This is a genomic window from Rhizobium sp. CCGE531 (assembly GCF_003627795.1).
Lineage (GTDB): Bacteria > Pseudomonadota > Alphaproteobacteria > Rhizobiales > Rhizobiaceae > Rhizobium.
Genome location: NZ_CP032684.1, coordinates 990,173 through 1,015,411, shown reverse-complemented (window position 1 = coordinate 1,015,411; position 25,239 = coordinate 990,173). Strand labels below are relative to the sequence as shown.

Genomic DNA, 25,239 nt, shown 5'->3' with positions numbered 1-25,239 from the left:
GTCCGGCGTAACTCATGATTAGCAACTCTTCCCGCAGGATCAGTTCATCCGCGCATGCACCATGCCTCCTCAACGGAAGCAGGGGTGTCGACGCGCGATCAACAGGTTTCTTTGTTTGGGCTGCTCCGACGGGGCCGGGCATGTCCATAAACGATGGCGGGAAATATGCGCGATCCTTACAAGGTGTTGGGCGTTAAGAAAGATGCTGGAGCCGACGAAATCAAGGCTGCCTGGCGCAAACTGGCAAAGTCCGCCCATCCCGATCACAATCCGGGCGACCCGACGGCGTCGGAGCGTTTCGCCGAAATCGGCCTTGCCTACGAGACGCTGAAGGATCCGCAGAAGCGCAGCCGTTACGATCAGATCGCGCGCATGGCGGACGCGAACGGCCAGAGCCAGGAGCAGACGATCATGCAGCAGCGGCAGGCGGCGCGCCAGGCTGCCGAGCGTGCCAAGGCCGCCCGCGCCAATGCCGACAAGATCATGGAGGAACTTGCCCGCGCGAATGCGCGCAAGGCAGCCGCTTCCGCCGCATCAGCTCAGCACAATGCGACAAGCGAGACGCCTGAAGACGTGGTCGAGCGCATATTCGGGGTAAAATCCGGTCGCGCGCAACAACAAGACCAGGCCGCAGCCGAGACGGTCGCGCAGCACGCCGAGAAGCAGCAGGAGGCCAACGCAGCCGCGGCGGAAGAAACCGCTGCCGAGGAGGAACTGCTGGCGACGGGAACCTCTCCCGCCGGTCCACGCTCCAGTTTCGGCATTCTCGGTTCGCTCGTACGCCGCTTCACCGGCGGCAGTGTCCAGGAGAAGCCGCCCGAAAAGACGCCCGAAGTTGCCGCCGAAGCCACAGTGACGCTCGACGACATGTTGAAGAGCCGCTGGATCACCGTTCCGCTGTCGGATGGCCGCGAGGCGCGCTTCCAGGCGACGACGGATATCGGCAACGGCCAGGTGCTGCATCTGAAGGGCCAGGGGTTGAAGCTGCAGGGCATGCTGCGTGGCGATGTCGCCATCACAGTACATCTGTCCACCGATGGGCGCTTCACGCTCGACGGCGGCGATGTGCGCACCATATTGCCCGTCACCATCGAGAATGCGGTCCTCGGCTGCGAAACGACCGTCGAAGGGCTGAACGGGCCGGTCAAGATCACGGTGCCGGCCTGGTCCGGTTCGGATCAGATCGTTCGCATTCCTGGCGAGGGATTGCCCGACGGCGACGGCGGAAAAGGCGATCTCGTCGTCGAATTGCGGCTGATGCTGTGGGAAAAACCGGATGATAAGGTTACCGATCTGATGCGCAGCATGCGTGAAGGGCTTTTCCTGTGAAATTTTGGTGACAACAGCACCCTTTGTTACGATCCCTAACAGTTGATGATCTTTACGATGCTTGAACAGGGGAACGGCCTATGCCATAGGCAGGGTCATTCGAAAGTTCAAGGGAGCAGAATATGGCTCAATCCACTGGCCTCATGGCAGGCAAGCGCGGCGTCATCCTCGGCGTAGCAAACAACCGTTCGATAGCGTGGGGTATTGCCAAAGCCTGTTCGGATGCCGGAGCCGAAATCGCATTGACGTGGCAGGGCGACGCTTTGAAGAAGCGCGTCGAGCCGCTCGCTCAGGAACTCGGCGCCTTCATGGCAGGCCATTGCGACGTGACCGAGCCGGCAACGATCGATGCAGTCGTCGACACGCTGGAAGCGAAATGGGGCAAGATCGACTTCGTCGTGCACGCCATCGCCTTCTCCGACAAGGACGAGCTGACCGGCCGCTACCTCGATACCAGCCGCGACAACTTCACGAAGACGATGGACATCTCCGTCTATTCCTTCACCGCGGTTGCACAGCGTGCCGAGCGAATCATGAATGACGGCGGCTCGATGATCACCCTCACCTATTACGGTGCGGAGAAGGTCATGCCGCATTACAACGTCATGGGTGTCGCCAAGGCGGCTCTGGAAGCAAGCGTACGCTACCTCGCCGTCGATCTCGGCGGCCGCGGCATCCGCGTCAACGCGATTTCGGCTGGCCCGATCAAGACGCTCGCAGCTTCCGGCATCGGCGACTTCCGCTACATCCTGAAGTGGAACGAGTATAATGCTCCGCTGAAGCGGACTGTTACGATCGACGAAGTCGGCAACTCCGCCCTCTATCTGCTGTCCGACCTGTCGACGGCCGTTACCGGCGAAATCCACCATGTCGATTCCGGCTACCACACGGTCGGCATGAAGGCCGTGGACGCGCCTGACATTTCCGTCGCGAAGGACTGACCAACAGGAAGACTGACCGTGTCGCCCATCCTCTATGTGATACGTCACGGTCAGACCGACTGGAATGCCGAGCGTCGGCTGCAGGGGCAGAGGGATATCGATCTCAATGCCATCGGCCGCGAACAGGCGCGGCAGAACGGCATCGATCTTGCAGAAATCCTCGCCTTCGAAAACCGGCCCTTCGATTTCATCGCTAGTCCCCTGCGCCGCACGCGCGAGACCATGGAGATCGCCAGGGACGCCATGGGCCTGCCGCCCAAGGACTATAGCACCGACGACAGGCTGGTCGAGCTGTCGTTCGGCGCCTGGGAAGGCTTCACCCTCAAGGAACTGAAGGCGACCGAGCCCGATCGTCTTGCCGAGCGCAAGGCGAACAAATGGGATTTCATCCCACCGGGCGATGATGCCGAAAGCTACGAAATCCTCTCCTGGCGCGTCGGCTCATGGCTGACATCCATCGACCGGCCAACTGTCTGCGTCTCGCATGGCGGCGTCATCCGCACGCTATTCCGGCTGATCGGCGATGTCGAAAAGGAAGAGGCCGCCGAAATCCCGATTCACCAGGACCAGATTCTGAGGGTCGATCCGGACATGAGGATTATCGGCTGGATGTAGAGCGGCAAGACCGAGGGCGATGTGGTCTGCAAAACCGCGAAGGAACGACCGTTTCCTGAAGCTTTGAATTATTTCCGAGCCGCCGGGCGGCACCGTCATTTACCGAACGATATCGAGATCGTTGACGACACGCTTGCCGTCGACTTCCGTGTAGAAGACGACAACCTTCACGCCGGCCTGTAAGCCGTTGAAATCGAAATCCTCCGGCACCTGATAATTCTTGCCGTCATCCAGGGTGATGCTGAAATTCTTCGCATCGACCTTCTTGATCGTTGCCTCGACATCGGCGCTTTCGGCAAAGCCTGCGACGGGCGCAAGCAGGCTTGCCGTGGCCAAAAGCGTCGCTACAAAAAAGCGCATGGTCGTCACCCTTCAGGTCATTTGATTGTGATTTCTTATGCGGCGTAGAAAACACGTCGAATATGGCGGAAGTTGCCCCCAATAGTGGCTTAGCTCGCCCAATTGGTGAATGCGCCGTCACAATCCACAGTGCGGATTAATCTTTGTTTACCATACCGATGACCGGCGGGAGACGGCATCGGGCGGCGCTTCTTCAGCGGCGAAAAGAAAGATTTTGTCTTGTCGGCCTTTTGGCTCTGCCAGATGATCGAGGTCGGTTCGGCCTCGATCATCTAGCATTGGAATCAAACAAATAAGTAGAGCATGATGTCGCCCGAAAACCGCTTACACTTTTCGGCATCATGCTCTATGAGTGTGCCGCAATTGCAAGAGAGAAAAGGCGGTCTGTTCATCAGGCTGCAGCAAACCGGTCGTTTCCCATGTCGCACAATACATTCGGTCATCTTTTCCGCGTCACCACCTGGGGCGAAAGCCATGGCCCGGCGCTCGGCTGCGTCGTCGATGGCTGCCCTCCCGGCCTCCGCTTCAAGCTCGAAGACATTCAGGCCTGGCTCGACAAGCGCAAGCCGGGACAATCCCGCTTCGTCACACAGCGGCGCGAGGACGACCTCGTCAAGGTTCTCTCGGGCGTGATGATGGACGAGGACGGCGAGACGATGATCTCGACCGGCACGCCGATCTCGATGCTGATCGAGAATACCGACCAGCGTTCGAAGGATTACGGCGAGATCGCCCGGAGCTACCGCCCCGGCCATGCCGACTATACCTATGACGTCAAATACGGCATCCGCGACTATCGCGGCGGCGGGCGCTCGTCGGCGCGCGAGACGGCGGCACGCGTCGCGGCCGGCGGCATCGCCCGCCTCGTCGTGCCCGGCGTGACGATCCGCGGCGCGCTGGTACAGATCGGCAAGCACAAGATCAACCGCGCCAACTGGGACTGGGCGCAGGTGAACCAGAACCCGTTCTTTGCCCCGGATCCTGAAATCGTGCCGGTATGGGAAGAATATCTCGACGGCATCCGCAAGGCCGGCTCCTCGATCGGCGCCGTGGTCGAAGTCGTGGCCGAAGGCGTGCCGGCAGGGCTCGGCGCGCCGATCTATGGCAAGCTCGACCAGGATATCGCCTCGCTGCTGATGTCGATCAATGCCGTCAAGGGCGTCGAAATCGGCGAAGGCTTCGCCTCCGCCGAACTGACAGGCGAGGAAAATGCCGATGCGATGCGCATGGGCAATGACGGCAAGCGCATCTTCCTGTCCAATCACGCCGGCGGCATTCTGGGCGGCATTTCCACCGGCGAGCCGATCGTCGCGCGCTTCGCCATCAAGCCGACATCCTCGATCCTGACGGAACGCCAGTCGATCGATGCCGACGGCAACAATGTCGATGTGCGCACCAAGGGCCGCCACGATCCGTGCGTGGGCATTCGCGCCGTACCGATCGGCGAAGCGATGGTTGCCTGCGCCGTTGCCGACCATTATCTGAGGGATCGCGGCCAGACGGGCCAGCAGAGGTAGGAATTTCGAGATGTCTTACGACCAGAAGCGCGTTGTCGATGCCATCCGGGCCTTCGAGGCCGGCGAGATCGTCGTCGTCATGGACGATAACGACCGCGAAAACGAAGGCGACCTGATCGTCGCCGCCGTTCACTGCACGTCCGAAAAGATGGCTTTCATCGTCCGGCACACGTCCGGCATCGTCTGCACGCCGATGCCGCGCGAGGAAGCCAAGCGGCTCAACCTCAACGCCATGGTGGCGGAGAATGATTCCGCGCATACGACGGCCTTCACCGTCTCCGTCGATTTCAAGCACGGCACGACGACAGGCATTTCCGCCGACGACCGGACGCTGACGGTGCGCAACCTCGCCAATCCGAATGTCGGCGCGAACGATTTCGTCCGCCCGGGCCATATTTTTCCGCTCGTCTCACGCGAAGGCGGCGTGCTCATGCGCTCCGGTCATACGGAAGCCGCGGTCGACCTCTGCAGGCTCGCCGGCCTGCCGCCGATCGGCGTCATCAGCGAACTCGTCAATGACGACGGCACGGTGACGCGCGGCCAGCAGGTGGTCGAATTCGCCGAGCAGCACGGATTGAAGCTCGTTTCCGTCGCCGATCTCATCGCCTACCGCCAGCGCAAGGAAACCCTGATCGAGCTCGGGGACAGCTTCGATATCGAGACGCCGTTCGGCAAGGCGCGGGCGCATACCTATTCGCTGCCCTGGGACCCGATGCAGCATCTCGCCGTCGTCTTCGGCGATATCCGCGACGGCGTCGACATCCCGGTGCGCCTGCATCCCGAAAGCGTCGCCGAGGACCTGTTCGGCAAGCGCCGTCCGGTCGATTTCTACATGAAGAAGATCGCCGAGGAAGGCCGCGGCATCATCGTCTATCTGCGCGAGGGCTCCGTCGGCGTCGGCCATTTCGACAATGGCCGCAAGGCGCGCCAGGCCGAACGCGAAAGCCATACCGAGGCACAGGCGCGCGACAGCGAATGGCTGGAAATCGGCCTTGGCGCACAGATCCTCAAGGATCTCGGCGTCAGCTCGATCAAGCTGCTCACCAGCCGCGAACGGCACTATGTCGGCCTCGAAGGCTTCGGCATCAAGATCGCCACCACGGAAATCTGCTGATCTTTAACCCTCCCCTTGAGGGGGAGGGTCGGAGCATAGCTCCGGGGTGGGGTGATCGCGGCAACTTCTGCAGCCAGCCAACTGTCACCCCCACCCGCGCGTTCCGCGCGACCTCCCCCCTCAAGGGGGAGGTGATTGACGCTGTCATCCCTTGGCAGCGTCAACTCCTTCGGCGATACACAACCTTGACGCATCAGTAGGAGTCTCAGCGCTGCAGCGCCGAAAACTCTCGATCCAGCAGGCCCATCATGGTGTCATCGTGCCAGCTGCCGTTGACGTAAGCGGTCTCTCGCTCCCTCCCTTCGACGATAAAGCCGCATTTTTCATAGGCGCGGATGGCGCGCTTGTTGTAGGCGAGCACGCGGATTCCGATGCGATGCAGTCCCATCTCGCCGAAGGCATGGTTTAGCAGGAGAGTGATTGCTTCCGTGCCAAAGCCTTTGCCAAGCAAGGCTGGATTGTTGATGCCGATTGCCATCATCGCGCGCCGGTCCTGGCGATTGACGTTGTCCAATCTGATTTCGCCGGCAAAGGCGTCATTGATTTCGATGACCCATGCATGCGGATGATCGGTGAGCCATCGCAGCCACTTGGCGGCGCCCTCCCGGGTAACGGGCTTCATGTCGTCCTTGTTTACGCCGTACATCTCCGCGATCTCGGCAGTCGTACCCAGGGCAAAACGCACATCGGCGTCCTCGGCACATGGCGGGCGGAGCCTGACGTTGCTGCCTTCAAGAATTGGTGACAACAACGACCCCCCCATTTCAGGCGCTTTTCCGCCTATTCGACCCTATGAGTCGCGGCCTCCACCACTGGCGGAAGTTTAAAACGCGCTGCACTCGAGCCAATAGAAGTGGTTTTGCTGGACCTTACAAGCCTTAAGCGGCCCTATGTCGGCCTGGAGGGCTTCGGCATCAAGATCGCCAAGACGGAGATTTGCCGATTCCACCCTGCCCTTGAGGGGGAGGGTCGGAGCGAAGCTCCGGGTGGGGTGATCTCTCCCCACACTCAGGATCACCCCCACCCGCCGCTATGCGGCGACCTCCCCCTCAAGGGGGAGGTGACAAAGTTCGCGATCGATCCGGCCATGTGAGGCCGAATACGCGAAGCCAATTATCATAGGCGAATTTTCGCAGGATCGGTTCATCGAATCCGCTTTTGCGCATGGCATCCATGAGATGTGGCAAGCCGCTTGCGTCCTTGATCTCACGAGGCATAACAGCGCCGTCAAAATCCGATCCAAGGGCGACCCCATCCGCTCCAACGCGGGCGATGAGATAATCGATCTGACGAACAACGGCCTCGAGCGGGGTATCTTCCTCAAGATTGGCATCCGCGCGAATGTCATTGACGGCCAGGTTCAACCCGACGACCCCGCCGGTATCGCGGATGGCATCCAATTGCGGGTCGGTGAGGTTCCGGGTCGATGGACATATGGCATGGGCGCAGGCGTGGGTGGCCACAAGCGGAGCGGTGCTCAATGCCGCGACATCCCAAAATCCGCGCTCGTTCAGATGGGAAACATCGATCATGATGCCGAGCTCATTGCATCTTCTGACCAGATTCTTTCCCAAATCCGTCAGTCCCGGCCCCGTATCGGGCGACCTCGGATAGGCGAACGGAACGCCGTAGCCGAAAATATTCGGGCGGCTCCACACGATGCCCAGGGACCGAAGGCCGGCATCGTACAAGCCCTCCAGATAGCCGAGATCGGGGCCGATGGCGTCGGCACCTTCCATGTGAAGCACGATGGCAAAGGCGGCATCACGTCGTGCCGCCTCAATCTCGCCTACGCTTGATACAAGGCGTATTTTATCGCCCGAGCGCCCAACCAGCTTCCTTATGGCCGAAAGCTGCCCATCGATCTGCAGCCGCGCATGGTCGGGATGCGGGGCTTCGGCATAGCGAACCTCATATCCATTATCTGTGATCGTCAGATCATCCACCGGCTCATGCTCTGGCGAGGCATGCATCGCGAACAATCCGCCGGCCAAACCTCCTTCCAGTGCTCGCGGAAGATCGAGATGTCCGGCTTCCGATCGAGCCAGAAAATCGCGGCCGTCAGATTTGTAGTCCAGCATGAACTGGACCGCATCGTTGTGCCCATCGAAAATCCGAACATTGTCCATGCGATCGCAATCCCCATAGGTCAGAGGCAGTTTCGCTTTCCCGTCAATGCAATTCACAGCCGATCTCCCGAAACGGGAGAAGCCGATCATCCCCGCCAGCCCTCGAGAAACACCACTTTCTCGACACCGGCAAAGCGGGCGACGCGCTCCAGTTCCGCTTCGAGCTTCTCCAACCGGCCAGCCGATGCCTTGACGCCCGGTTCCAGCCACAGGCGCTTGACATCGAGGGTCCCCGCCTTGCGGTCGGCCTTCATGTCGATCCGTCCGATCAGCCGGTCGCCCTCCAGCAGTGGGAAGACATAATAGCCGTATTCGCGCTTCGGTTCCGGCACGAAGATCTCGATGCGGTAGAAGAAGCCGAAGAGGCGTTCCGTGCGGTTGCGGTCGCGCAGGGTCGGATCGAAGGGGCTGAGGACGCGGATACGCGCCGGGGCTTCCGCATGATTATCGAGCCTCGCATGGAAATCAAGGAAGGCGAAGGAAGGCCGCGGCTTGCCGCTGCCGGCGGGCTCAATCAGCACATCGGTCAGTTCGTCCCGATGCGTCTCGACCCAGGTCTTGGCCTCCTGCGGCGTCACCAGATCCCAGAAGGCTGCGATTTCGCCCGATGTCGCAAAGCCGAGGCGCTGCAGCGCGCTGCGGCAGGCCCAGTCGACGAATTCGTCGTGCTCGACTTCCGGCTCGTGGAAATGGCTCGGCAGCACGCGTTCGACAAGGTCGTAGACCTTCTGGAAATTGGTGCGGCCGGCAATCGCGAACTTGCCGGTGCGCCAGAAATATTCGAGCGCCGTCTTGTTCGGATGCCAGTTCCACCAGCCGCCGGAGACATGATCCTCCGCCTTGACCTCGCGGGCGGTGATCGCGCCGTTCTTCAGGACGCGCTCGTAGGTCTCGTCGAAGGCGGCCTCGAACCCCTCGCCCCGCCATTTGCGCCAGCGCGCGATAATCGCCTCGTCCTCGCGGCGGAAGCGATGCTTCCAGTAGACGAAGAAGGCGCTCGGCAGGATCGAGGCATCGTGCGTCCAGTTTTCGAAGAGCGCGCCGTCCTTTTCCAGAAGCTCCGTCAGATGCTCGCGCCGGTAGGTCTGGTTGCGCGAAAACAGGATCTGGTGATGGGCGCGCTCGACGGTGGCGATGCTGTCCACCTGCACGAAGCCGATGTCGTGGATGAGCTGCAGCAGACCCGCCTTGGTCAAGGCGCGGTTCGGCGGATTGGCAAGGCCCTGCTTGGCAAGGAACACGCGGCGAGCATCGCGATTCGAGAGCAGATTCGTCATGCGCGGATCATAGGCATAAATTCCCATGCTTTCAAAGAGGCGTTGATTTGATAAATCGGGGCGATGCGCTATAGCTCCGCGACACAACCATGGAATAGGGAAGCCGCTTGGACATCCGCTTCGATAAAGCCGGCGTCGACTATGACAAACGAACCGCTCTTTTCCCGCTGAGCCTGACGCTTCAGGAGAAGCGCGTCGGGATCATCGGACTCAACGGTTCCGGCAAGACGACCTTCGCGCGGCTGATCAACGGGCTCGTCAAGCCGACGGCGGGACGCGTCACGGTCGATGGGCTCGATACGGTCGGCGAGGCTGCCAAAGTGCTCGGCAAGGTCGGCTATATCTTCCAGTCGCCGCAGAACCAGATCATCCTGCCCATCGTGCGCGACGACATCGCTTTCGGCCTCAAGGCGCGTGGATATGACAAGGCTGAAATCGAGGCGGCCGTCGAGGGCATTCTCGGCCGGTTTGGCGTCAGCCATCTTGGGGCACGGCGGGCACATGAGCTTTCCGGCGGAGAGTTGCAGATGGCAGCCCTCTGCTCGGTGCTTGTGACCGGCCCGGATATTCTCATTCTGGACGAACCGACGAACCAGCTCGACCTCAAGAACCGGGCGCTGGTGCAAAAGACCATCATGGGACTGCCGGAAAGGGTCATCGTCATCAGCCACGACCTGCCGCTGCTCGAGGATTTCGAGCGGGTGCTTTTGTTCGACCAGGGCCGGCTTGTCGCCGACGCTCCGGCCGCGGAAGCGATTGCGCGCTACAGGGAGCTGGCCTCCTGATGCAGACGCTGCATGTCGACGTCGATACCTGGCTGCACCGGCTCTCCCCGCGCGTGAAGCTCCTGGCGCTGGCCGCATTTGGCGTTCTGCCTTTCCTGACCCAGTCCATCCCGTTGCTTGCCTGTGCAAATCTTGTCGGCGCCGGCCTCTATTTTCGCACGGGCCTGTCGATCGGAGACGCATTGAAGCGGCTGCGGCCGATCCTGATCTCGATTGCCGTCCTTACAATTTTCGCGGCACTGGTCGGGCCGCTCCACGCGGCAATCGTCACCGCCCTGCGATTGACCGCGCTTGCGCTGTTCGCCGCCACGGTGACGGCGACGACATCGATGGCCGCTTTCATCGACGAGATCACGATCCTTGCCACGCCGCTTGAAAAGCTCGGCCTACTGAAGGCCGCCGATATCGGGCTTGCAATCGGCCTCGTGATCCGCTTCGTCCCCGAGATTCTCGATCGCTACCGCGCGATCCGCGAGGCGCATCAGGCCCGCGGAATCAAAGTTCGCCTGGCGACCACGCTCGCGCCGCTGATCATCCTGACGCTGCGCGATGCGGACAATATCGCGGCGGCGATTGACGCACGCGGCATTCGGCGTCAATGAACATAGATCTTTTTCGCAAGGAGCCGCCATGAACACCCGCGATCTCGTCCTCTCGGCGCTTTTTGCCGCCATCATCGTGGCGCTCGGCCTCTTGCCGCCCATCCCGATCGGCATCATTCCCGTGCCGATCACGGCGCAGTCGCTCGGCGTGATGCTCGCCGGCGTCGTGCTCGGCGCCAAGCGCGGGACGATCGCGGTGCTGCTGGTGGTCGTGCTCGTCACGATCGGCCTGCCGGTGCTGTCGGGAGGTCGCGGCGGCCTCGCCGTCTTCGCAGGTCCGACGGCCGGCTTCTTCGTCGGCTGGATATTCGCGGCCTTCGTCACCGGCTATTTCTCGGAGAGGTTGGTGAAGCCGGAACAGAGCGGCCTCGTTCAGGGCGTCGGCTTCTTCATCGCCGCCGTCATCGGCGGTGTGGTCGTGCTCTATGCGTTCGGCATTGCCTGGCTGACCATCAATATCGGTTTCAGCAAGGCGTTTCTCGGGTCCTTGGGCTTTGTGCCGGGAGATGTCATCAAGGCCGTCGTCGCGGCGCTCGTCGGTCGCGCCGTCATGGTCGGCTATCCGCTTCTGCCGCAGCGGAGCTAAAGCTCGACTTACGTCAGATATTTATAGAGCCAGTCGCGCGTGTCTTCCGGCAGCGATGCCGGATCGTGCTCCTCGCCACGGACCGCGAGCCAGAGAATTTCCACCTCCGCCGCCAGTTCATTGCCGGTTTCGACCATGATCATGAAGCCGATCGACTTGCCGCCGATCTTGTTGACGCTGATCGAAAAGCGGGCAAGATCGTCATGGTGCAAGGCCCGATGCAGCGAACAGGATGCTTTCCTAGCGATATAGAGGGGCTCGTCGTCGACCAGCGGCCGCGTGCGCCAGAAATTCGAGAGCGCCGTTTCCGCCTGGGAGATATAGGAGGCGATAAACATTTGGCCGTGCCGGTCGATATCGCGCGGCGGCACCCTTACCTCGATGACATCGGATCGTTCTGCTCTCGCCATCACGCAATAATCCTGGCCGACGCCATACTCGCCCTAACAAAAGCTTAACACCGCGCCCCGATAAGTAAACGGGCGCCATTGAGAGTGGTTAAGGCGGGTTGTTGACATTGTAGTGACATTGTCCATGTCCTGTAATAGGCGTCACACCTCATTTATAGATTGGCCCCATGAGCACACGTCTTTATGAACACCCGATCTTCCTGGAACATATTGTTCCGCCTGGCCACCCGGAGCGGCCGGATCGGCTGCGGTCGCTGAATATCGCGCTGGAACATCCGAATTTCGAGCGGCTGGACCGGCGAAAGGCGCCTCCCGCCCATGAGGATGCGATCCTGCTTGCGCATCCCGAAGAGCATCTGGATTTCGTGCTGCGCTCAATACCGGACAGAGGCGACGACGGCGAGATCACCCAGCTCGAGGCGGATACCTATGCCAGCCCGAAGACGCTGCAGGCGATCATGCATGGCGTCGGCGGCGCCATGGCGGCGGTCGACGACGTCTTCTCCGGTGCCGCCGACAATGTCTTCGTCGCGGCCCGTCCGCCCGGGCACCATGCCGAGAAGAACAAGGCCATGGGCTTCTGTTTCTTCAACAACGCGGCAATCGCCGCTCGCCATGCGCAGAAGGCCCACGGCGCCGAGCGCGTCGCCATCGTCGACTGGGACGTGCACCACGGCAACGGCACGCAGGACATCTTCTGGGACGATCCGTCGGTGCTCTTCTGTTCCACCCATCAGATGCCGCTCTATCCGGGCACGGGCAAGAAGGAAGAGCGCGGCGCGCACAACACCATCGTCAATGCGCCGCTGTCGCCCAATACCGGCGGCGATCATTTCCGCGAGGCCTTCAAGTCGCGCGTCCTGCCGGCGCTCAATGACTTCCGCCCCGACCTCATCATCATCTCGGCCGGTTTCGACGCCCACCACCGCGATCCGCTGGCACAGCTGAACCTGACGGGCGAGGATTTCGACTGGGCGACGGGACGGCTGCTCGAGGTCGCCGACCGCAGCGCCAAGAACCGGGTCGTCAGCCTGCTCGAAGGCGGCTATGATCTGGAAGGCCTCGCCGAGTCGGCGGGGATGCATATTCTACGCATGATGAAAGGTTGACGATGAGCGAGAGCGCCAAGGCAGATGTATCAGGCTATTCCTTCGAGAAGGCCGTGGCGGAGCTTGAGAGCATTGTCGCCCGGCTCGAACGCGGCGATGTGGCGCTGGATGAATCCATCTCGATCTACGAGCGCGGCGAGGCTCTGAAGAAGCATTGCGAGGCGCTGCTATCGGCGGCGGAAAACCGCATCGAGAAAATCCGGCTCGACCGCGCCGGCAAGCCGCAGGGCACGGAAGCGCTGGACGGCGCCTAAGACGAAGCGGGAAAGTTTGAGTTTGGCCGGCATTCCCGTTAGGTTGGCCCGGTAGGTTGTGTCCCAACCGAAAGGAGAGCCGATATGTCCTTCTTCCCAGGCAACGATCCCCAGGCCGGCGATGCCTTCGCCTGTGACGCGATCGAGAACCTTATCATTCCGCGCACCAGCGACCTCGGCGGCTTCTCCGTGCGGCGCGCGCTTCCGAGCAGCCGGCGCCGGCTGGTGGGACCGTTCATCTTCTTCGATCGCATGGGTCCCGCAATTTTACGGCCGGGGCAGGCGCTCGATGTTCGTCCACATCCGCATATCGGGCTTTCCACGGTCACCTACCTGTTCGACGGCGAGATCCGCCATATGGACAGCCTCGGCACGGCCAAGGTGATCCGCCCCGGCGACGTCAACCTGATGACGGCCGGGCGCGGCATCGTGCATTCCGAGCGCACGCCGGAAAACCTGCGCGACCACCCATTCGCCATGTCCGGCCTGCAGACGTGGCTGGCGCTCCCTGACGACAAGGAGGAGATAGATCCCTCCTTCGCCCATACGGAAAAGGATGACTTGCCAACGATCGCCGATGGCGGCGTGACCGGGCGCGTTGTCATCGGCGAATTCGAGGGCCTGAAGTCGTCGGTAAAATCCTTCTCCGACACGCTCTACGTCGATCTCCAGCTCCAGCCGAATACGGCGTTTCCTTTCGGGGCAGCGCATGAGGAGCGTGCCGTCTATATCCTCTCCGGCTCGCTTATCGTCGCCGGCGATCGTTTCGAACAGGATCAACTGCTCGTTTTCCGTCCCGGCGATGCGATAACGCTGGAGGCTGCCGAAAAAGGCTGTCATCTCATGCTTTTTGGCGGTGCAGCGCTCAATTCGAAGCGCTATATCTGGTGGAATTTCGTCTCGTCCTCAAAGGAGCGCATCCAAAAGGCCAAGGAAGAATGGCGCACCGGCCGCTTCGATATCGTGCCCGGCGACGAGGAAGAGTTCATTCCCCTGCCGGAAGGCTAACGGGTTCATGACACTCCCACATGTTTCTTGTTCGGGAACACCTTGAATTCGGCGTCTTTTGTCGCAATCTGTTTTGACGTAAAGGCGGACAACCGCCCAAGAATAGCAAGAAAGAGGCATCCGCCTTGACACAAATGCCAGAGACGCCCCTGCTGGACCAGGTCCACTATCCTTCCGACCTGCGAAAGCTGGAGGACCGGGACTTGCCGCAGCTCGCCCGCGAAGTCCGCGACGAGATGATCGATGCGGTATCGCGCACCGGCGGGCATCTCGGCGCCGGCCTCGGCGTCGTCGAATTGACCATTGCCATCCACAGCGTTTTCGATACGCCGAACGATCGGCTGATCTTCGATGTCGGGCATCAATGTTATCCGCACAAGATCCTCACCGGGCGTCGCGACCGCATTCGCACTCTGCGTCAGGAAGACGGCCTTTCCGGTTTCACGCGCCGCGCCGAAAGCGAATACGATCCCTTCGGCGCCGCGCATTCCTCGACGTCCATTTCCGCCGGTCTCGGCATGGCGGTTGCCGCCGAACTGGATAAGACCGACCGCCGCGTCATCGCCGTCATCGGCGACGGCGCCATGTCGGCCGGCATGGCCTACGAAGCCTTGAACAATGCCGGCGCGCTCGACGCACGGCTGATCGTCATCCTCAATGACAACGACATGTCGATTGCCCCGCCGACGGGGGCGATGAGCGCCTATCTCGCCCGCCTCGCCTCCGGCCGCACCTATATGGGCTTCCGCGATTTCGGCAAGAAGCTGACCGCCTATCTCGGCAAGAAGGTCGACCGGGCCATCACGCGGGCGGTCGAGCACGCCCGGGGCTATGTGACCGGCGGTACCATGTTCGAGGAGATGGGCTTCTACCATATCGGCCCGATCGACGGCCATTCCTTCGAGCATCTGCTGCCGGTGCTGCGCAATGTGCGCGACAACGCGCAAGGTCCGGTGCTGATCCATATCGTGACGCAGAAGGGCAAGGGCTATCCGCCGGCCGAAGCGGCCGCCGACAAGTATCACGGCGTCAACAAGTTCGACGTCATCACCGGCGCGCAGACAAAGGTGAAGCCGAATGCGCCGAGCTATACCAGCGTCTTTGCGGACGCTTTGGTGCAGGAGGCAACGCTCGACGACAAGATCGTCGGCATTACCGCCGCCATGCCGAACGGCACCGGCCTCGACAAGCTGCAGGAATTCTTCCCCAAGCGCTGTTTCGATGTCGGCATCGCCGAGCAGCATGCCGTGACCTTCGCCGCCGGCCTCGCCGCAGAAGGCTACAAGCCGTTCGCCGCCCTCTATTCCACCTTCCTGCAGCGTGCCTACGACCAGGTGGTGCATGACGTGGCGATCCAGGGCCTACCGGTGCGCTTTCCGATCGACCGCGCCGGCTTCGTCGGCGCCGATGGCCCGACGCATGCGGGCTCCTTCGATACCGCCTTTCTTGCCACCCTGCCCGGTTTCGTCGTCATGGCCGCGGCCGACGAGGCGGAACTCAAGCATATGGTGCGCACCGCCGCCGCCTATGATCTCGGTCCGATCTCCTTCCGCTATCCGCGCGGAGAAGGTGTCGGCGTCGAGCTGCCGGAACGGGGTCAGATCCTCGAAATCGGCAAGGGGCGCGTGGTGAAGCAGGGTTCGAAAGTCGCGTTGCTGTCCTTCGGCACCCGGCTGGCCGACAGCCTAGCTGCAGCCGAGGATCTCGATGCCGCCGGCCTGTCGACGACGGTCGCCGATGCGCGCTTTGCCAAGCCGCTCGATCACGACCTCATCCGCCAGCTCGCAGCGCATCACGAAATGCTGATCACCATCGAGGAAGGTTCGGTCGGCGGGTTCGGCAGCCAGGTCATGCAGTTTCTCGCCAATGAGGGCCTGCTCGACAATGGCCTGAAGATCCGCTCGCTCGTCATGCCCGATATCTGGATGGAACAGGCAAAGCCTGAAGCCATGAATGCCAGGGCCGGTCTCGACCGTGCCGGCATCGTGCAGACGGTATTCCGCACGCTCGGCCACGGCCGCATCGTCGAAGCCGCCGGCTAGGTTTACCTCCCCCTTTAGGCAGTGCAATCGCATTTGAAATGAGGTCGTTGCCGCTCACCCTTCTCCCCTCGGGCCACCTCGCCGGGGTTGAGCCACGGGTCTCAACCCGTCCTTCGGACCCCCGAGGGGAGAAGGTGCGGCGCCGAATGCGATTGCCCTCCCCTTGAGGGAAAATCGCCGCAAAGCGGCGAGTTGGGGGTGATCTCCCATGAAATGGGACGGGATTTCGACGGATGCCGTCGTTACCCCGCCCCGGCACGGCGTGCCGAACCCTCCCCATCAAGGGGAGAGTTATTGGATCAGAACTCCTCCCAGTCGTCGCGGGCAGCGACAGCGGCCGTCGCCGTTGCCTTGCCGCCGAAGGCCTTGGCGATGGTGCGCCCAAGAGCGCGGGCCGGAGATGCGGCCGGCCTCGAGCGTGCTGTCGCCGCGACCGGACGCGCGGGTACAGCCTGCGCGGCATCGCCGAGGCGGAACTGCTGCAGCAGCTCGTTGAGTGCCGAAGCTTCGCGGGCGAGCGCATGGCTTGCGGCCGTCTGTTCCTCGACCATGGCGGCATTCTTCTGCGTACCCTGATCCATGTTGTTGACGGCCGTGTTGATCTCCTGCAGGCCGATCGACTGTTCGCGGGTCGCAGTGACGATCGCGCCAACATGGCGGTTGATCTCCTGCACTTCGGAGACGATCAACTGGAGGGCCTTGCCGGTTTCGCCGACCAGGGACACACCGGTATTGACCTGATCGCTCGATGTCGTGATCAGCGCCTTGATTTCCTTGGCGGCATTGGCCGAGCGCTGGGCGAGCTCGCGGACCTCCTGGGCGACGACGGCAAAGCCCTTGCCGGCATCACCGGCGCGGGCCGCCTCAACACCGGCGTTCAGCGCAAGCAGGTTGGTCTGGAAGGCGATATCGTCGATGACGCTGATGATGTTGCCGATCTCGCCCGAGGACTTTTCGATCTGCTGCATGGCGGAGACGGCGTTGCGCACCACTTCACCGGAGCGTTCCGCGCCGAGGCGGGCACGCTCGACGAGATGGCCGACATCTTCGGCACGCTTGGCGGAGTCGCGGACGGTCGTCGTTACCTGCTCCAGCGCCGCGGCGGTCTCCTCGACGGCGGCAGCCTGCTGCTCGGTGCGGTGCGCCAGATCGTCGGCGGCCGAGCGGATCTCGTCGGCACCGGCATTGATGGCGGAGGCATTGCGGCCGACGGATTGCAAAGCGGCTTCCAGCTTTTCCACCGCATTGTTGAAGTCGGCGCGGACGCTATCGAACTGCGGCGTAAAGCTATTGCGCAGGCGGGTCGCGACATTGCCGGAAGACAGGGCGGAGAGGCCGCCCGCGAGTGCTTCCATGGCAAAGCGAATTTCACCCTCTTCACGCGCCTTCTGCTCGTCGTTCATCTGACGCTCGCGCTCGGCATCGCCGCGCATGCGCTCGGTCTCGCCGGCAAGACGCAGCTTTTCGATCCCGGCCTGCTTGAAGACCAGGACGGCATCGGCCATACGGCCGACTTCGTCGCCACGGCCGACGGCCGGGACTTCGACATCATGCTCGCCGTTCGCCAGTCGGCCCATCGCGGCCGTCATGCCGACGATCGGACGCACGATGAGGCGCGACAGCAACCAGGCGAGAACGGCGGCAGCGAACGACGCGAAGACGCCGCCGACGATAAGCGTCAGGCGCAGATCGCCGTTGGCATCGTCCTGCATGGCTGCCAGCTCGCTGGCCTTGGCACGGGCAGCCTGCTTGATCTTGGCGGCAGCGTCGCGGAAGCCATCGAGCTGGCCCTTGGTTTCGTTCTGACCGATCTTGACGACCTGGTCGAGCGGCATCTCGGTTTCCTTGCGGGCCTTGGCCTGCGGCTCCGCGAGCTGATGGAAATAGAGATCGGCGGCTTTCTGCATGTTGTCGATGGCCTGCAGCAGATCCGGGGAATCGGCCGCGACCTGCTTGGCTGCGGCGATGCTCTTCAACATCCGTTCGCGATTGTTGAAGATATCACCATAGGTGCTTTCGCTGCGCAGCAGCAGGAAGCCGCGCAGATTGACCGCCTGTTCCAGCATGGCCTGCAGGGAATCGTCGATCATGCTGACGAGCTGCTGCGACTTGGTCTGCTCGGCGGCAGCACCGGCGGACACTTCTTCCTTGGAATAGACGAATGCGGAAACGCAGGCAAAGATGGCGATCAACGCCGTGAACGTGATGGCAAGTTTGCCATTCAGCGAGAGTTTTTTCGCAAACATGGGCGAGCGCCTCCTGAGCGCCGGTCCTGGCGAGCGTCATTAGGCCGCGATTGGGAGGGAACGCGGCCGATGCTCGAAGAATTCAGGGAAGGGCATGATTGGGACGCAGAAGCGCGAAGCCTTCATGGCAGGCGATGATCTCAAAACGATCACCGTAATCACAGGCATCAGTAGAGGCTCGGACTTTAAATTTATTTAATTACGCGCAACCGCATCGCTTCTTCCAGCCGCTCTAATTCGGCGGCACGGCAGCGAGAATGAGGACATCCAGATCGTGTTCGGGATAGAAATCCTGCGCCGTCATCTGGAAGGTGGTCGCGCCGGTCTTTTTTACATCCTTGCCGCAGAAGCTGATGTAATTGTCGGGGCTGCCCTTATCGACCGTCAGCTCGAAATGCTTGATCGGGCCGGACCAGTTGGCGCCCGTCGTCAACACATAGGAGATCCAGCTTTCGGTATAGCCGCGCCCGCCCTTGTCGGCTGCGGCGGCGAGCTTGGCCGCCGTCTTCAGGAAGGGTTCGTCGAAACAGTACTTGGCGCGATAGGCCTGCAGCTGCTGCTTCTGATAGTCTTCCTCGCCGGCGAAGGTGATGGCCACGGTGCCGCCGACGCTCGGCTTGTAGCGATGCTCGACCGCGATCTTCGCCTTGGCCGGGAACCTGGTGCGCCACCAATAGGTCGTATGCAGCGTCCATATCGGCGTCGGATGATGCTTCATGCCCTGACCGTCATTATCGTATTCGTTATCGGCGATCAGGCCCCGGGCCGTCCAATCTTCGAGCACATCGACAGGCAGCTTGGCGACTGCGTCCGTCGCCGCCTTGCTCAGCGGCAACAAGGGAACGCCACGTGCCTTCAGCTCATCCGTCATGTCGACCCCGGCGACCGATACGCGCTGCTGAAGGGTCGGCGTGATGGCCTTGCCGTCCTGCGTCACGGTGAAACCCAGGAAATTGTCGGCATCGACATTTCCGGCATCGACCATGCTGTCTATGTCGCCCTTGATATCGGGCATCGGAAAGGCGACGATGCTTTCGACATCCTTGTCGGACGTATTTTCGAAAACGTAATCGACGCGGACCTGCTCCGCCGAAATGAACAGCTTTTCCTGATCCATGCTGATGTCGCCGGTGCGGACATATGCGAGACCGCCCGTTCTCAGCTCGGCCATGGTGTCGTTCGCAAGCGCCGGAGCGGCCGACATCACCAATAGCGCCGCATAGCCACCGATCTTTCGCATGATACCCCTCGCCCGTTGATTGCAGCGATTATGGCCGGCCACGATCCGGCGTCAACGCCGATATCAGCATAAAAGGCTTGCAACATGGCCCATTGCCCGGCATGGACAGCCCATGTCTGAACCGCAACGCCTCGACCAGCTTCTCGTCACCCTCTCGCTCTTCGCCAGCCGCTCGCGCGCTCGCGATGCGATCCAGCGCGGCACGGTGACCGTGAACGGCAAGATCGTGACGAAGCCGGGGGCGCTGTTCACCGAAGACGCACAGATCAGCATCGATGATCCCGCGCAGGATTACGTCTCGCGCGCGGCGTTGAAGCTGGTGGCGGCACTCGACCATTTCGGCCTCGATCCGCAGGGGCAGCACTGTCTCGATGTCGGCGCATCGACCGGAGGCTTTACCGAAGTGCTGCTGCAGCGTGGTGCAGCCCATGTCACGGCGATCGACGTCGGTCACGACCAGATGCATCCGCGCATAGCGGCCAATCCGCGCGTGACCAATATCGAGGGGCTGAACGCACGCAACCTGACCGCCGAGGACATCGGCAAATCTTTCTCGTTCGTCGTTTCCGATGTCTCCTTCATTTCGCTGAAGCTGGCTCTGGCACCGGCGCTGGCGCTTGCCGAATCGGGCGCGCGGGCAGCCCTGCTGGTGAAGCCGCAATTCGAGGCCGGGCGCGATGCGATCGGCAAGGCCGGACTTCTGAAGGACCCCTCCTCCGCCCCGGCGGTTGCGGCCGAACTCGAGCGCTGGTTCACCGAAGACATGGGCTGGCAGAGCCTCGGCCTCATCGCCTCTCCGATAACAGGCGGCGACGGCAACCAGGAATTTCTTCTCGCAGGGATCAAGCCATGAGCACTGAAAACGTCACCATACAGAAGCTCGGCGCCCAGGGCGACGGTATCGCGCACGGCGCCGATGGCCCGGTCTACGTGCCCTTCACGCTGCCGGGCGAAAACGTCGCCATCGCGCGGGTGAAAAGCCAGGGTACGCTGATGTCGATCGCTTCTGCCTCGCCGGACCGGCAGGAGCCGCACTGTCGGCACTTCGGCCCGCACGGTGTCAACGGCACCTGCGGCGGCTGCACGCTGCAGCATTATGCCGACGCGCCCTATCGCGCCTTCAAGCGCCAACTCGTCGTCGATGCGCTGCGCTCGAAGGGCCTGACGCCCGAGGTGGACGATATCGTTGCCGCGCATCCGGGCGAGCGACGCAGGGTCGTCTTTGCCGCGCGCAAGACGGAAAAGGACATGCTGATCGGCTTCAACCAGGCCGAAAGCCACCACATCGTCGCCATCGAGGAATGTCCCATCGCTTCGCCCGGCATCATGGCCCGTTTGCCGGCGATCAGGACGATCGCGGCGGCAATCGCCATCAATGCCGAAGCCTTCCGCATCTCGGTATTGGAGACGCAGACCGGCCTCGATCTTGCCGTCGACGGCATCAAGTCGCTTTCGGACAAGCAGCGCCGCGGCACGATCGAAACCGTGTTGTCGCTTCGCGGCATCGTGCGTCTTTCGCTGAACGGAGAGACCCTGGTGGAGCCGGTGAAGCCGATCATCGATTTCGGCGGCGTGCAGGTCTCGCCGCCGCCGGGTACCTTCACGCAGGCGACCAAGCAGGCCGAGGACGCCATGGCCGAGTTGGTCGCAGCCCATGTCGGCAAGGCAAAGCGCATCGCCGATCTCTTTGCCGGCAGCGGCACCTTCTCGCTTCGCCTGGCGCGGATCGGGCGCGTGCATGCGGTGGAAGGCGAAGAAAAGCCGCTCGCGGTACTCGATCAGGCTGCCCGTAACACGCAGGGGCTGAAACCCGTCTCCGTCGAACGCCGCGACCTCTTCCGCCGGCCGTTGATGACGCAGGAGCTGAAAGTCTACGACGCCGTCGTCTTCGACCCGCCGCGCGCCGGCGCGGAATTCCAGTGCAAGGAGCTTGCCCGATCCCAGGTCAAGAAGATCGTCGCCGTCTCCTGCAACCCGCTGACGCTCGCCCGCGATCTCGCGCTGCTGGTCGATGGCGGTTACCGCATTACCCGGGTGACGCCGATCGACCAGTTCCTGTGGACCTCACATGTCGAAGTGGTAGTGGCGCTGGAGAAGTAATTCTCTTGATCGCGAGTAAAGTGGCCGACCCTCGTGGTTCGAGGCTGCAGCCCTACGGGCTTTCGCTCCTCACCATGAGGGCGGAGTGGGTCGCGGTCGAAACACGCAAGAGCTTAGCCCTCATGGTGAGGAGGCCTATAGAGGCGTCTCGAACGGCAACGGGGCGGTAAGTGGCGACCGAGATGCGTAAAAGGCTAGCCCTCATGGTGAGGTGGGAGCCCTGAGCTTGTCGAAGGGCGACCCTCGAACCACGAGGGCGGATGAGGGAAAAGAATTGACCTCATGACACACCAAATGGTAGAAAATCGCTCGTCCCCACTTTGAGAGCCCTACCATGGAAGCGACCGTTTATATCCTTCGCTGCAGCGATGGCTCCTATTATACAGGCCTGACCAAGCAGCCGATCGAAGGGCGGGTTTGGGAGCACAATGCGGGCATCTATGACGGTTACACCGCCAAGCGCCGGCCCGTCGAACTGGTGTTTCAGGAAGTCTACGACCGCATCATCGACGCCATCGCCCGCGAACGACAGATCAAGGGCTGGTCGCGGCGGAAGAAAGAGGCGCTGATTGCGTTAGACTATGAGGCTTTGCCTGCTTTGTCTCGTCGTGGGCCGGTGGAAAGCAAGCTGAATGGGGATTAAGGGGCCTGACCCTCGTGGTTCGAGACGGCCTTTCAGGCCTCCTCACCATGAGGGCGGAGTGGTCACCGCGTTTCAAACGAGTCAGCTTCGGCAGCCTCATGAGTAGATCTGCGGATCTGAAAATGATCAAGATAAGTGAAACCCGTGAAGTGGCCAAAGCCCGAAAGGCTCCCGTCGGCTGGTACGGTGATCAGCCCTCATGGTGAGGAGGCCTGAAAGGCCGTCTCGAACCACGAGGGCGGGTTGAGCTTCACCGCTTCATGAAGGCCTCGAAGGCCGCGCGGGCCTCGGCGCTTTTCAGCTGGGCGGCGAAATGCTCGGCTTCTTTTTGAATTCGGTCGAGCACCGCGTCCGGCGGGCCGCGCATCAGGTCGCGGGCGATCCGCAGGGCTTCGGGTGGCTTGGCGGCGAGCTTGGCGGCCAGCGACAGCGTTTCGGCCTCCACCGCTTCCGGTCCGGTCACCCTCCAGATCAGGCCGGCTTCCTTTGCTTCGGCGGCTGAAAAGCTCTCACCGAGAGCGAGCAGGGCGAAAGCGCGCTGATGGCCCATCACGCGCGGGGCAAGCAGGCTCGAAGCCGCTTCGGGAACGAGGGCGAGATCGACGAAGGGTGTCTTGAACAGGCTGCGATCGGAGGCAACCGTCAGGTCGCAATGCAGATGGATCGTGGTGCCGATGCCGATCGCCAGGCCGTCGACGCCGGAGACGACCGGCTTCTTCGTGCTCGCCAGCGCGACGAGAAAATCAATCACTTCGCGTCCCATGTTGCCGCTCATGGCGAAGGCGAGGAAATCGGCCAAATCATTGCCGGCCGAGAAGCAGCCTTCCGTGCCGAGGAAGGCATGAACGCGGATATGCGACGCTTCCTCCGCCGCCTTCAATGCATCAGTCATGGTCTGATACATGGCGCGCGTGATGGCATTCTTCTTTTCCGGTCGGTTGAACCGGATGACCTGAACCTGCGGCGCGGTCTCGGGGCGTTCGATCAGAATATGGTCGGTCATCATATGTCCTTAGGCAAGCGCGATGCGGGCGGCTTCAAGACTGCCGGCTCCGGTAATGACTCGGTCGGCAAGGGCAGCGGTTTCAGCCAGAAGGTTCTCGGCGGCGAAACGGCAAAGCGCAATGCGCTTGCCTCCCTCGCCATCCCCCGCATCGGCAAGCCCGCCCTTGGCGAGATAGGATCCGGTCAGCACCAGGCCGAAGAGCCGCTGGTAAGGCGTGGCGCCTGCCAGAGCCTCGGCAACGGCGCCTTCAGCCTGTTTTGAAAGCAGCCATTCGCTCGCCTTTTCGAGATCGGCAATCGCCGCCCGCAGCCGTGGCGCGGTCTCGCCGAAGCCATCGAGATTCGATTTCGCGACGGTGTCCGCGATCTCAAGCAATTCGGCGAGGAAACCGCGCATATGATCGCCATTGGCGATCGTCAGCTTGCGCACCACCAGATCGATCGCCTGAATGCCGTTGGTGCCCTCGTAGATCGGCGCGATGCGCGCATCGCGCAGCAGGCGCGCGGCTCCGGTCTCCTCGATGAAGCCCATGCCGCCGTGAACCTGGATTCCCAACGAGGCGACATCGACGCCGGCATCGGTGGAGAAGGATTTGGCGATCGGCGTGAGCAATGCGGCGCGCTCCTGCCAGAAGCGGCCCTTTTGCGGATCGCGATGCGACATGTCGATCGCCTCGGCGCAGGCGTAGCAGATGGCGCGCGAACCTTGCGTCAGCGCTTTCATCGTTAGCAGCATGCGTGCGACATCGGGATGCTCGATGATCGGGCTCATGCCCGATGATGTCGTGCCCGGTGCGCGGCCCTGCGTCCGCTCCCTGGCATAGGCGATGGCCTTCTGGGTCGCGGCCTCGGCAATCGCAACGCCCTGGATGCCGACGGCAAGACGGGCATTGTTCATCATCGTGAACATGCAGGCGAGGCCCTTGTTTTCCTCGCCCACAAGCCAGGCGACGGCGCCCTTCTCAGTACCGTATTTTCCATCGCCATAAATCATCGTGCAGGTCGGCGAGCCGTGGATGCCGAGCTTGTGTTCGAGCGAATGGGCGAAATAGTCGTTGCGGGCGCCGAGCGAGCCGTCGTCATTCACCAGGAATTTCGGCACGAGGAACAGCGAAATGCCGCGCGTGCCGGCCGGCGCATCCGGAAGACGGGCGAGAACGAAATGGACGATATTTTCGGCCGCCTCGTGATCGCCCCAGGTAATAAAGATCTTCTGGCCGAAAAGGCGATAGGTGCCGTCGCCGCGGCGTTCGGCGCGGGTGCGCAATGCGCCGACATCGGAACCGGCATGCGGCTCGGTCAGGTTCATCGTACCGGACCATTGCCCGGAGACGAGCTTTTCCAAGTATTTTTTCTTGAGGTCGTCGCTGCCATGGGCAATCAGCGCCTCGACCGCTCCCATGGTCAGCGTCGGCGCGAGACCGAACGCCATGGAAGCCGAGTTCCACATTTCCAGCGTCGCGACATTCAGCATATGCGGCAGGCCCTGCCCGCCGAATTCCTCGGGCGCGGTCAAGCCGTTCCAACCGCCGGCGATCCAATCGCGATAGAGTTTCTCCCACCCGTCGGGAAGTACAACCTTGCCATCGGCCAGACGCGCGCCCTGTCGGTCGCCGATCTCGGCAAGCGGCTCCATCTCCTCGCCGGCAAAACGGCCGGCCTCCGAAAGGATGGCATCGACGACATCGGCGCTCAGATCGCCGAGGACGCCCTCTTCCATCGCGCGTTCCATGCCGGCGACATGCTTCAGCGTGAACGCGATTTCCTCGACTGGCGCCTTGTACATGCTGTTTCCTCCGCATTGGTGCCGTCAATGACCCGCCTCACCCGGATCACCGCTCATCTGTGGTCATAGCTAGTTTATTTTTACGTAAACGTCAATTTTAGCGAAGCGGCAAGATGTTAATTTCCACCCTTTCGCGAACCT

General features: G+C 62.0%; 25 protein-coding genes. 15 read left to right on the top strand and 10 right to left on the bottom strand.

Annotation, left to right across the window (positions count from 1 at the left end; all coding sequences use genetic code 11):
• Positions 1-165 precede the first annotated feature (165 nt).
• From CCGE531_RS04975 to CCGE531_RS04965, 3 genes are all read left to right on the top strand, one after another.
• Positions 166-1,329 carry a DnaJ domain-containing protein gene (locus CCGE531_RS04975; protein WP_120663188.1) on the top strand — a complete coding sequence of 388 codons (1,164 nt, stop codon included), beginning with the start codon at positions 166-168 and terminating at the stop codon, positions 1,327-1,329.
• A 122-nt stretch (positions 1,330-1,451) separates the two neighbouring features.
• Positions 1,452-2,270: an enoyl-ACP reductase FabI gene (gene fabI / locus CCGE531_RS04970; RefSeq protein WP_120663187.1), complete on the top strand. Its 819-nt coding sequence runs from the start codon at positions 1,452-1,454 to the stop codon at positions 2,268-2,270.
• An 18-nt stretch (positions 2,271-2,288) separates the two neighbouring features.
• Positions 2,289-2,885, top strand: coding sequence for a histidine phosphatase family protein (locus tag CCGE531_RS04965; protein ID WP_120663186.1), 597 nt, complete (start codon positions 2,289-2,291; stop codon positions 2,883-2,885).
• 99 nt (positions 2,886-2,984) lie between these two features.
• Here CCGE531_RS04965 and CCGE531_RS04960 read toward each other — a convergent pair whose 3' ends face one another.
• Together CCGE531_RS04960 and CCGE531_RS04955 are read right to left on the bottom strand one after the other, a co-directional pair.
• Complete coding sequence (locus CCGE531_RS04960; RefSeq protein WP_120663185.1) at positions 2,985-3,245, bottom strand: DUF1344 domain-containing protein; 261 nt, start codon at positions 3,243-3,245, stop codon at positions 2,985-2,987.
• Positions 3,246-3,334: 89 nt separating this feature from the next.
• The gene (locus CCGE531_RS04955) at positions 3,335-3,517 is read right to left on the bottom strand and encodes a hypothetical protein (RefSeq protein ID WP_120663184.1); all 183 of its coding nucleotides are present in this window, start codon (positions 3,515-3,517) and stop codon (positions 3,335-3,337) included.
• Between the two features lie 147 nt (positions 3,518-3,664).
• On the opposite strand from CCGE531_RS04955, the gene aroC reads away from it, so the two are divergent.
• Together aroC and ribB are read left to right on the top strand one after the other, a co-directional pair.
• Positions 3,665-4,762 (top strand): chorismate synthase, encoded by a 1,098-nt coding sequence (gene aroC, locus CCGE531_RS04950; protein ID WP_120663183.1) that lies wholly within the window; start codon positions 3,665-3,667, stop codon positions 4,760-4,762.
• A 10-nt stretch (positions 4,763-4,772) separates the two neighbouring features.
• The gene (ribB, locus tag CCGE531_RS04945; RefSeq protein ID WP_120663182.1) at positions 4,773-5,876 is read left to right on the top strand and encodes a 3,4-dihydroxy-2-butanone-4-phosphate synthase; all 1,104 of its coding nucleotides are present in this window, start codon (positions 4,773-4,775) and stop codon (positions 5,874-5,876) included.
• 205 nt (positions 5,877-6,081) lie between these two features.
• On the opposite strand, the gene CCGE531_RS04940 is transcribed toward ribB, so the two are convergent.
• From CCGE531_RS04940 to CCGE531_RS04925, 3 genes are all read right to left on the bottom strand, one after another.
• Complete coding sequence (locus CCGE531_RS04940) at positions 6,082-6,627, bottom strand: GNAT family protein (RefSeq protein WP_245458985.1); 546 nt, start codon at positions 6,625-6,627, stop codon at positions 6,082-6,084.
• Between the two features lie 298 nt (positions 6,628-6,925).
• Positions 6,926-8,005, bottom strand: coding sequence for a dipeptidase (locus tag CCGE531_RS04930; protein ID WP_120666502.1), 1,080 nt, complete (start codon positions 8,003-8,005; stop codon positions 6,926-6,928).
• A gap of 86 nt (positions 8,006-8,091) precedes the next feature.
• On the bottom strand, positions 8,092-9,282 hold the full coding sequence (locus tag CCGE531_RS04925) for a winged helix-turn-helix domain-containing protein (protein WP_162943846.1): 1,191 nt from the start codon (positions 9,280-9,282) through the stop codon (positions 8,092-8,094).
• 107 nt (positions 9,283-9,389) lie between these two features.
• Between CCGE531_RS04925 and CCGE531_RS04920 the strand changes: the two genes are divergently transcribed.
• From CCGE531_RS04920 to CCGE531_RS04910, 3 genes are read left to right on the top strand one after another with little or no spacing between them, the layout of a single operon-like run.
• Positions 9,390-10,067 carry an ABC transporter ATP-binding protein gene (locus CCGE531_RS04920; protein WP_120663178.1) on the top strand — a complete coding sequence of 226 codons (678 nt, stop codon included), beginning with the start codon at positions 9,390-9,392 and terminating at the stop codon, positions 10,065-10,067.
• Positions 10,067-10,669, top strand: coding sequence for an energy-coupling factor transporter transmembrane component T (locus CCGE531_RS04915; RefSeq protein WP_120663177.1), 603 nt, complete (start codon positions 10,067-10,069; stop codon positions 10,667-10,669). Before CCGE531_RS04920 ends, CCGE531_RS04915 begins: the two co-directional genes overlap by 1 nt.
• 28 nt (positions 10,670-10,697) lie before the next feature.
• Entirely contained in the window at positions 10,698-11,255 is a 558-nt protein-coding gene (locus tag CCGE531_RS04910) for a biotin transporter BioY (RefSeq protein ID WP_120663176.1), read from the top strand.
• 8 nt (positions 11,256-11,263) lie between these two features.
• Here CCGE531_RS04910 and CCGE531_RS04905 read toward each other — a convergent pair whose 3' ends face one another.
• A complete protein-coding gene (locus CCGE531_RS04905; protein WP_120663175.1) occupies positions 11,264-11,665 on the bottom strand; it encodes a thioesterase family protein in 402 nt (133 codons plus the stop codon).
• Between the two features lie 167 nt (positions 11,666-11,832).
• Between CCGE531_RS04905 and CCGE531_RS04900 the strand changes: the two genes are divergently transcribed.
• The 4 genes from CCGE531_RS04900 to dxs all read left to right on the top strand — a co-directional run bounded on the left by CCGE531_RS04900 (position 11,833) and on the right by dxs (position 16,078).
• Positions 11,833-12,774, top strand: coding sequence for a histone deacetylase family protein (locus CCGE531_RS04900; protein ID WP_120663174.1), 942 nt, complete (start codon positions 11,833-11,835; stop codon positions 12,772-12,774).
• 2 nt (positions 12,775-12,776) lie between these two features.
• A complete protein-coding gene (locus CCGE531_RS04895; RefSeq protein ID WP_095434136.1) occupies positions 12,777-13,028 on the top strand; it encodes an exodeoxyribonuclease VII small subunit in 252 nt (83 codons plus the stop codon).
• A gap of 84 nt (positions 13,029-13,112) precedes the next feature.
• The gene (locus tag CCGE531_RS04890) at positions 13,113-14,036 is read left to right on the top strand and encodes a pirin family protein (protein ID WP_120663173.1); all 924 of its coding nucleotides are present in this window, start codon (positions 13,113-13,115) and stop codon (positions 14,034-14,036) included.
• 125 nt (positions 14,037-14,161) lie between these two features.
• The gene (gene dxs, locus CCGE531_RS04885; RefSeq protein WP_120663172.1) at positions 14,162-16,078 is read left to right on the top strand and encodes a 1-deoxy-D-xylulose-5-phosphate synthase; all 1,917 of its coding nucleotides are present in this window, start codon (positions 14,162-14,164) and stop codon (positions 16,076-16,078) included.
• A gap of 299 nt (positions 16,079-16,377) precedes the next feature.
• Here the strand turns inward: dxs and CCGE531_RS04880 are convergent, their stop codons facing one another.
• Positions 16,378-18,324: a methyl-accepting chemotaxis protein gene (locus CCGE531_RS04880; RefSeq protein ID WP_120663171.1), complete on the bottom strand. Its 1,947-nt coding sequence runs from the start codon at positions 18,322-18,324 to the stop codon at positions 16,378-16,380.
• A 232-nt stretch (positions 18,325-18,556) separates the two neighbouring features.
• Positions 18,557-19,564 (bottom strand): DUF4424 domain-containing protein, encoded by a 1,008-nt coding sequence (locus CCGE531_RS04875; protein ID WP_120663170.1) that lies wholly within the window; start codon positions 19,562-19,564, stop codon positions 18,557-18,559.
• A 112-nt stretch (positions 19,565-19,676) separates the two neighbouring features.
• On the opposite strand from CCGE531_RS04875, the gene CCGE531_RS04870 reads away from it, so the two are divergent.
• The 3 genes from CCGE531_RS04870 (at position 19,677) to CCGE531_RS04860 (ending at position 22,307) form a co-directional block, all read left to right on the top strand.
• Complete coding sequence (locus CCGE531_RS04870) at positions 19,677-20,417, top strand: TlyA family RNA methyltransferase (RefSeq protein ID WP_120663169.1); 741 nt, start codon at positions 19,677-19,679, stop codon at positions 20,415-20,417.
• Entirely contained in the window at positions 20,414-21,664 is a 1,251-nt protein-coding gene (locus CCGE531_RS04865) for a class I SAM-dependent RNA methyltransferase (protein WP_120663168.1), read from the top strand. Before CCGE531_RS04870 ends, CCGE531_RS04865 begins: the two co-directional genes overlap by 4 nt.
• Before the next feature lie 334 nt (positions 21,665-21,998).
• A complete protein-coding gene (locus tag CCGE531_RS04860) occupies positions 21,999-22,307 on the top strand; it encodes a GIY-YIG nuclease family protein (RefSeq protein ID WP_120663167.1) in 309 nt (102 codons plus the stop codon).
• Between the two features lie 250 nt (positions 22,308-22,557).
• On the opposite strand, the gene CCGE531_RS04855 is transcribed toward CCGE531_RS04860, so the two are convergent.
• A complete protein-coding gene (locus tag CCGE531_RS04855) occupies positions 22,558-23,310 on the bottom strand; it encodes a crotonase/enoyl-CoA hydratase family protein (RefSeq protein ID WP_120666500.1) in 753 nt (250 codons plus the stop codon).
• 9 nt (positions 23,311-23,319) lie between these two features.
• Positions 23,320-25,098, bottom strand: coding sequence for an acyl-CoA dehydrogenase (locus tag CCGE531_RS04850; protein WP_120663166.1), 1,779 nt, complete (start codon positions 25,096-25,098; stop codon positions 23,320-23,322).
• Positions 25,099-25,239: the final 141 nt, after the last annotated feature.